Raw genomic sequence first — 4513 nt, 5'->3', positions numbered from 1 at the left:
GGAGGGGGTGGGGGCGGCGCTCATTGCGGACTCCTTCGGCAGCGGTCCGACCATCCTAGAGCCCCGGTGGAGCGCTCTCTCGCCCCGGAACGCGGGACACCGCACCCCGGACGACCGCGAGGCGCCGCCTCCCCGGCCGGACACCGCGGTGAGGGCGGTGTCCGGGCGGCGGAGGCGGCGCCTCGGAGGGGAGGAGCGGAGCGCAGGACGCGGTCGGCCGGCGCTTCCCGATCAGGCCCGGTGGGCGCCGTGCCCGTCGCGTGGAGGAGCGGTGCGGATCGAGTCCGTCCGGACGTCCGGCTCGATGCTGCCCGCGGCCAGGTCGGCCCCGGCGCGCGCGGCCAGCTGCGGGTCCGTGCGGCGCAGCTCCTCCGCGCTGTCCTCGGCCGCGAGGTCGTGCGCCTCCTGCATGGCCGACTTCGCCCGCAGCGGCGGGGTCTTGAGGAACCACGAGAGCACGAAGGCCAGCAGGACCACGCCCAGCGCGACCTGGAACACGGTCACGGTCGCGTCGTTGAACCCGGTCAGGAACGGGGCCGACAGGGCGCGGTCCGCGGTGTTCAGGAACGACGTGTCCCCGTCGAGCGCGGAGCCGATCGCGGCGGTGTCCTGCGACTGCAGCAGCTTCAGGATCCCGGCGTTGGCCGGGTCCGCGGCGACGGCGGGCTCGGTGGCGGCCCGCTGCAGATCCGCCGCGAGCGCCGGGTTCTTGAAGGCCGCGGCGATGGTGTCGGGGATCCGGCTGAACAGCACCGAGAAGATCACGGCGGTGCCCAGGGTGCCGCCGATCTGGCGGAAGAACGTGGAGGCGCTGGTCGCGACTCCCATGTTCGCCACGTCGACCGAGTTCTGCGAGGCCAGGGTGAGGGTCTGCATCATCTGCCCGAGCCCGAGGCCCAGCATCAGCATCCCGCCCATCATGAAGATCACCGGCTTGTCGATCGTCACGAAGGTGAAGTAGAAGAACGCGGCCGACATCAGGAACGTGCCGACGATCGGGAAGGCGCGGTAGCGGCCCGTGCGCGAGATGATCTGACCCGAGACGATCGAGGCGATCATCAGGCCGAGGATCATCGGCAGCATCAGGAAGCCGGACTCGGTCGGCGTGGCGCCGTTCACCAGCTGCAGGTACAGCGGGATCGCCATCATGCCGCCGAACATGCCGAAGCCGACGAGGACGCCCAGCACGGTCGCCATCGAGAAGGTCGGCGAGCGGAAGAGCTTGAGGGGGATGAGCGCGTCGTCGCCCATCATCCGCTCGGCCGCGATGAAGCCGATGACGCCCAGCGCGCCGACGATGTAGCAGACCCACGCGATCGGCGAGCCCCAGCCCCACTCGCGGCCCTGCTCGGCGATCAGCAGCAGCGGTCCCGCGGCGATGACGACGAGGGAGGCGCCCCACCAGTCGATCCGCACCGAGCGCTTGCCGGCGGGCTTGGGCAGGTGGAGGAACCGCACGACGATGAAGAGCGCGACGGCGCCGATCGGGAGGTTGATCAGGAAGACCCAGCGCCAGCCGGTGATGAAGAGGATCTCGGGGGTGCCGGCGAGCAGGCCGCCGATGAGCGGTCCGACGACGCTGGAGATCCCGAAGACGGCCAGGAAGTAGCCCTGGTACTTGGCGCGCTCGCGCGGGGGCAGGATGTCGCCCATCACCGTGAGCGCGAGCGACATGAGTCCGCCGGCGCCGAGGCCCTGCACGGCGCGGAAGCCCGCGAGGCCGAGCATCGAGGTCGAGAAGCCGGCGAGCGTCGAGCCGATCAGGAACAGCACGATCGCGATCAGGTAGAGCGGGCGGCGTCCGAAGATGTCGGAGAGCTTGCCGTAGATCGGCGTCGCGATCGTCGAGACGATCAGGTAGGCGGTGGTCACCCACGCCTGCTGCGAGAGGCCGTCGAGGTCGTCCGCGATGGTGCGCATCGAGGTGCCGACGATGGTCTGGTCGAGCGAGGAGAGGAACATCCCCGCCATCAGCCCGAAGATGACGAACAGGATCTGCCGGTGCGACATCACGGCGCCGGACGGCGTCGAGGTCGGAGCGGATGGAGCGGAGGCGGAGTCGGCCACGGTGGTCCCCTTGTCTGGCGGACGCGTCCAGGCACGGCGATCCGCCGCAAACGTTGCGTGCTGCGCAAAGTTACACCGCGTGCGGAGAGCGCGACAGACCGTCCGGCGAGCCTGAACGGGATCTCAGGGCCGCCGTGCCGGGGCCGTGCATCAGGCCGGAGCGGGGACCGCCTCGTCCGCCCAGCCGGCCTCACGGAGCGCTGCGCGGGCCTCGGCTCGGGCAGAGTACGGCGTGCGCACGCCGAGGATGTCGCGGTAGTTCTGGTGCCCAGGACCGGCCCAGAGGATGGCGTCGCCCTCGTGCGCCAGGGAGACGGCGACGCGGATGGCGCGCTTGGGGTCGTCGACCTCGTGGATCTCGGCGTCCGGACGTGCGGCGCGGGCGGCGTCGACGAGGGTGCGCCGGATCGAGGCCGGGTCCTCGAAGCGCGGGTGGTGGTCGGTGACGACCAGCACGTCGCTGCCCAGGACGGCGGCTCCGGCCATGGCCGGGCGCTTGAGCGCGTCCCGGTCGCCGTCGGCGCCGAACACCATGACCACGCGGCCGGGAGTGACCTCGCGGACGGCCTCCAGGGTGCGGGCGAAGGCGTCGGCGCTGTGTCCGAAGTCGACGTACACCGTGGGGCCGCGGTCGCCGGAGACGCGCTCGGTGCGGCCGGGGAGGGAGGCGTCCACTCCGCCGTCGCGGTGCAGCGCGGCGCGGATCTCGCCGATCGGCCGACCGGACTCAATCAGCATCACGATCGCCAGTCCGGCGTTGGCGGCCATGTGGGTGCCGATGATCGGGACGGAGGTCGTGATGGCACGGCCCTCGCGGTTGCCGATCCGGAAGCGGGTGCGGCCGAACTCCTGCTCGAGCACCGTCACGGTCCAGTCGGCGTCGACGCCCGGGAGGGAGGTGATCGTGGTGACCGGCACGCCGGCGACCTCGACGAGGCGCGCGCCCGCGGGGGAGTCGAGCGAGACGACGGCCCGGCGCGCGCGATCGGGCTGGAACAGCTGGGCCTTCTCGCCGAAGTAGGTGTCCATGTCGCCGTAGTCGTCGAGGTGGTCGTGGCTGAGGTTCGTGAAGCCGGCGACGTCGAAGACCACGCCGTCGACGCGGTGGCGGGTGAGCGCCTGGGCGCTGACCTCGATCGCGGCCGCGCCGACGCCCTCCTCCTCCATGCGGGCGACGAGCGCGTGCAGCTCCGTCGCCTCCGGGGTGGTCAGGCCGCTGGTCACCGAGGTGTCGCCGATGTGACGCTCAGCGGTCGAGCTGAGGCCGGGCACGACGCCGAGCTGGCGGAGGATCCCCTCGAGCATGTGGACGGTCGACGTCTTGCCGTTGGTGCCGGTCACGCCGAGCAGCACGGGGGAGCGCTCGGCCGTCCCGTAGACGGCGGCGGCGACGGCGCCCAGGCGGGAGCGGGGGTCGTCGACCACGAGGACGGGCAGACCCGTCGCGCGCGCGGCATCGGCGCCCGCGGTGTCGGTCAGCACGGCGGAGGCGCCGCGGGCCACGGCCTGCTCGACGAACTCGGCCCCGTGGCGGTTGACCCCGGGCAGGGCGACGAAGAGGTCGCCGGGCTCGACGTCGGAGGCGATCAGCGTCACTCCGCTGATCTCGGCCGTCAGGCCGCCCTCGTCGCCGATCTCGAGCGTCCGAGCGAGGGCGGCGAGAGGGACGGAGGGTGCGGTGAGGGGTCGGAGCATGGGGTCCTTCCATCGACGGCTCCGTGGGGGGCCGTGCGGCCGAGGGGGCGGTCGCACACGGAGTCGTGGCTGTCACTCAAGCTAGGGGGTCTGCTTATGTGAATCCTTAGAGGATATGCGCGACCCGCGTGGAGGGGCACGGGTGGACAGAACCGATCGCCGGTGCTTCAGCAGATGCGCAGGAACGGGTCTGTCTAGGCTCGGAGGATGACGTCGAACGAGAACGAGCCGACCGATGGGCGCCCCGTCCGCCGCCGAGCCCTGGTCATCGGGGGTGTGGCCGCCGCGGCGGGCCTGACCGCGCTGGGGGTCGGAGCCGCCATCGGGAACGGAGCGCCGGCGCCCTCGCCGACCCCCTCGACGGCGCCGCCCGCTCCGTCGCCCTCCGCCGCCGCGACCACTTCGGCGCCCACAGCGGAGCCGACCGCCACTCCGACTCCCACACCCACTCCCACCGCCTCCGGGATCGACCTCACCGCGCAGTCCGTCGACGACCCGGCGAGCACCTGGGTCGTCGTCAACAAGCTGCGGACGCTCGCGCCGGTCGACTACGTCCCCGCCGACCTGACCTTCCCCGACGTGCCCTACGTCAACCGGCAGCCGATGCGCCAGGCGACCGCGGACGCCCTCGTCCCGCTCTTCGCCGCCGCCCGCTCCGAGGCCGGCCTCTCGCTGGCGGTGCAGAGCGCCTACCGCTCCTACGACACCCAGGTCAGCGTCTACGCGGGCTGGGTGTCCTCGCGCGGGCAGG

2 protein-coding genes and 1 pseudogene are annotated in these 4513 nt (G+C 72.3%); 1 reads left to right on the top strand and 2 read right to left on the bottom strand.

Annotated features, from left to right (window positions below; all coding sequences use genetic code 11):
* Positions 1-231: 231 nt before the first annotated feature.
* Together C5C57_RS17320 and C5C57_RS17315 are read right to left on the bottom strand one after the other, a co-directional pair.
* Complete coding sequence (locus C5C57_RS17320) at positions 232-2010, bottom strand: MDR family MFS transporter (protein WP_104297930.1); 1779 nt, start codon at positions 2008-2010, stop codon at positions 232-234.
* Between the two features lie 207 nt (positions 2011-2217).
* On the bottom strand, positions 2218-3762 hold the full coding sequence (locus C5C57_RS17315; RefSeq protein WP_104269404.1) for a Mur ligase family protein: 1545 nt from the start codon (positions 3760-3762) through the stop codon (positions 2218-2220).
* 207 nt (positions 3763-3969) lie between these two features.
* On the opposite strand from C5C57_RS17315, the pseudogene C5C57_RS17310 reads away from it, so the two are divergent.
* Positions 3970-4513, top strand: a pseudogene (locus tag C5C57_RS17310) (D-alanyl-D-alanine carboxypeptidase family protein); the annotation flags it as partial.

This window comes from Rathayibacter sp. AY1C5, assembly GCF_002931705.1.
Classification (GTDB): Bacteria; Actinomycetota; Actinomycetes; order Actinomycetales; family Microbacteriaceae; genus Rathayibacter.
This window is presented reverse-complemented; position numbering and strand designations above follow the sequence as displayed.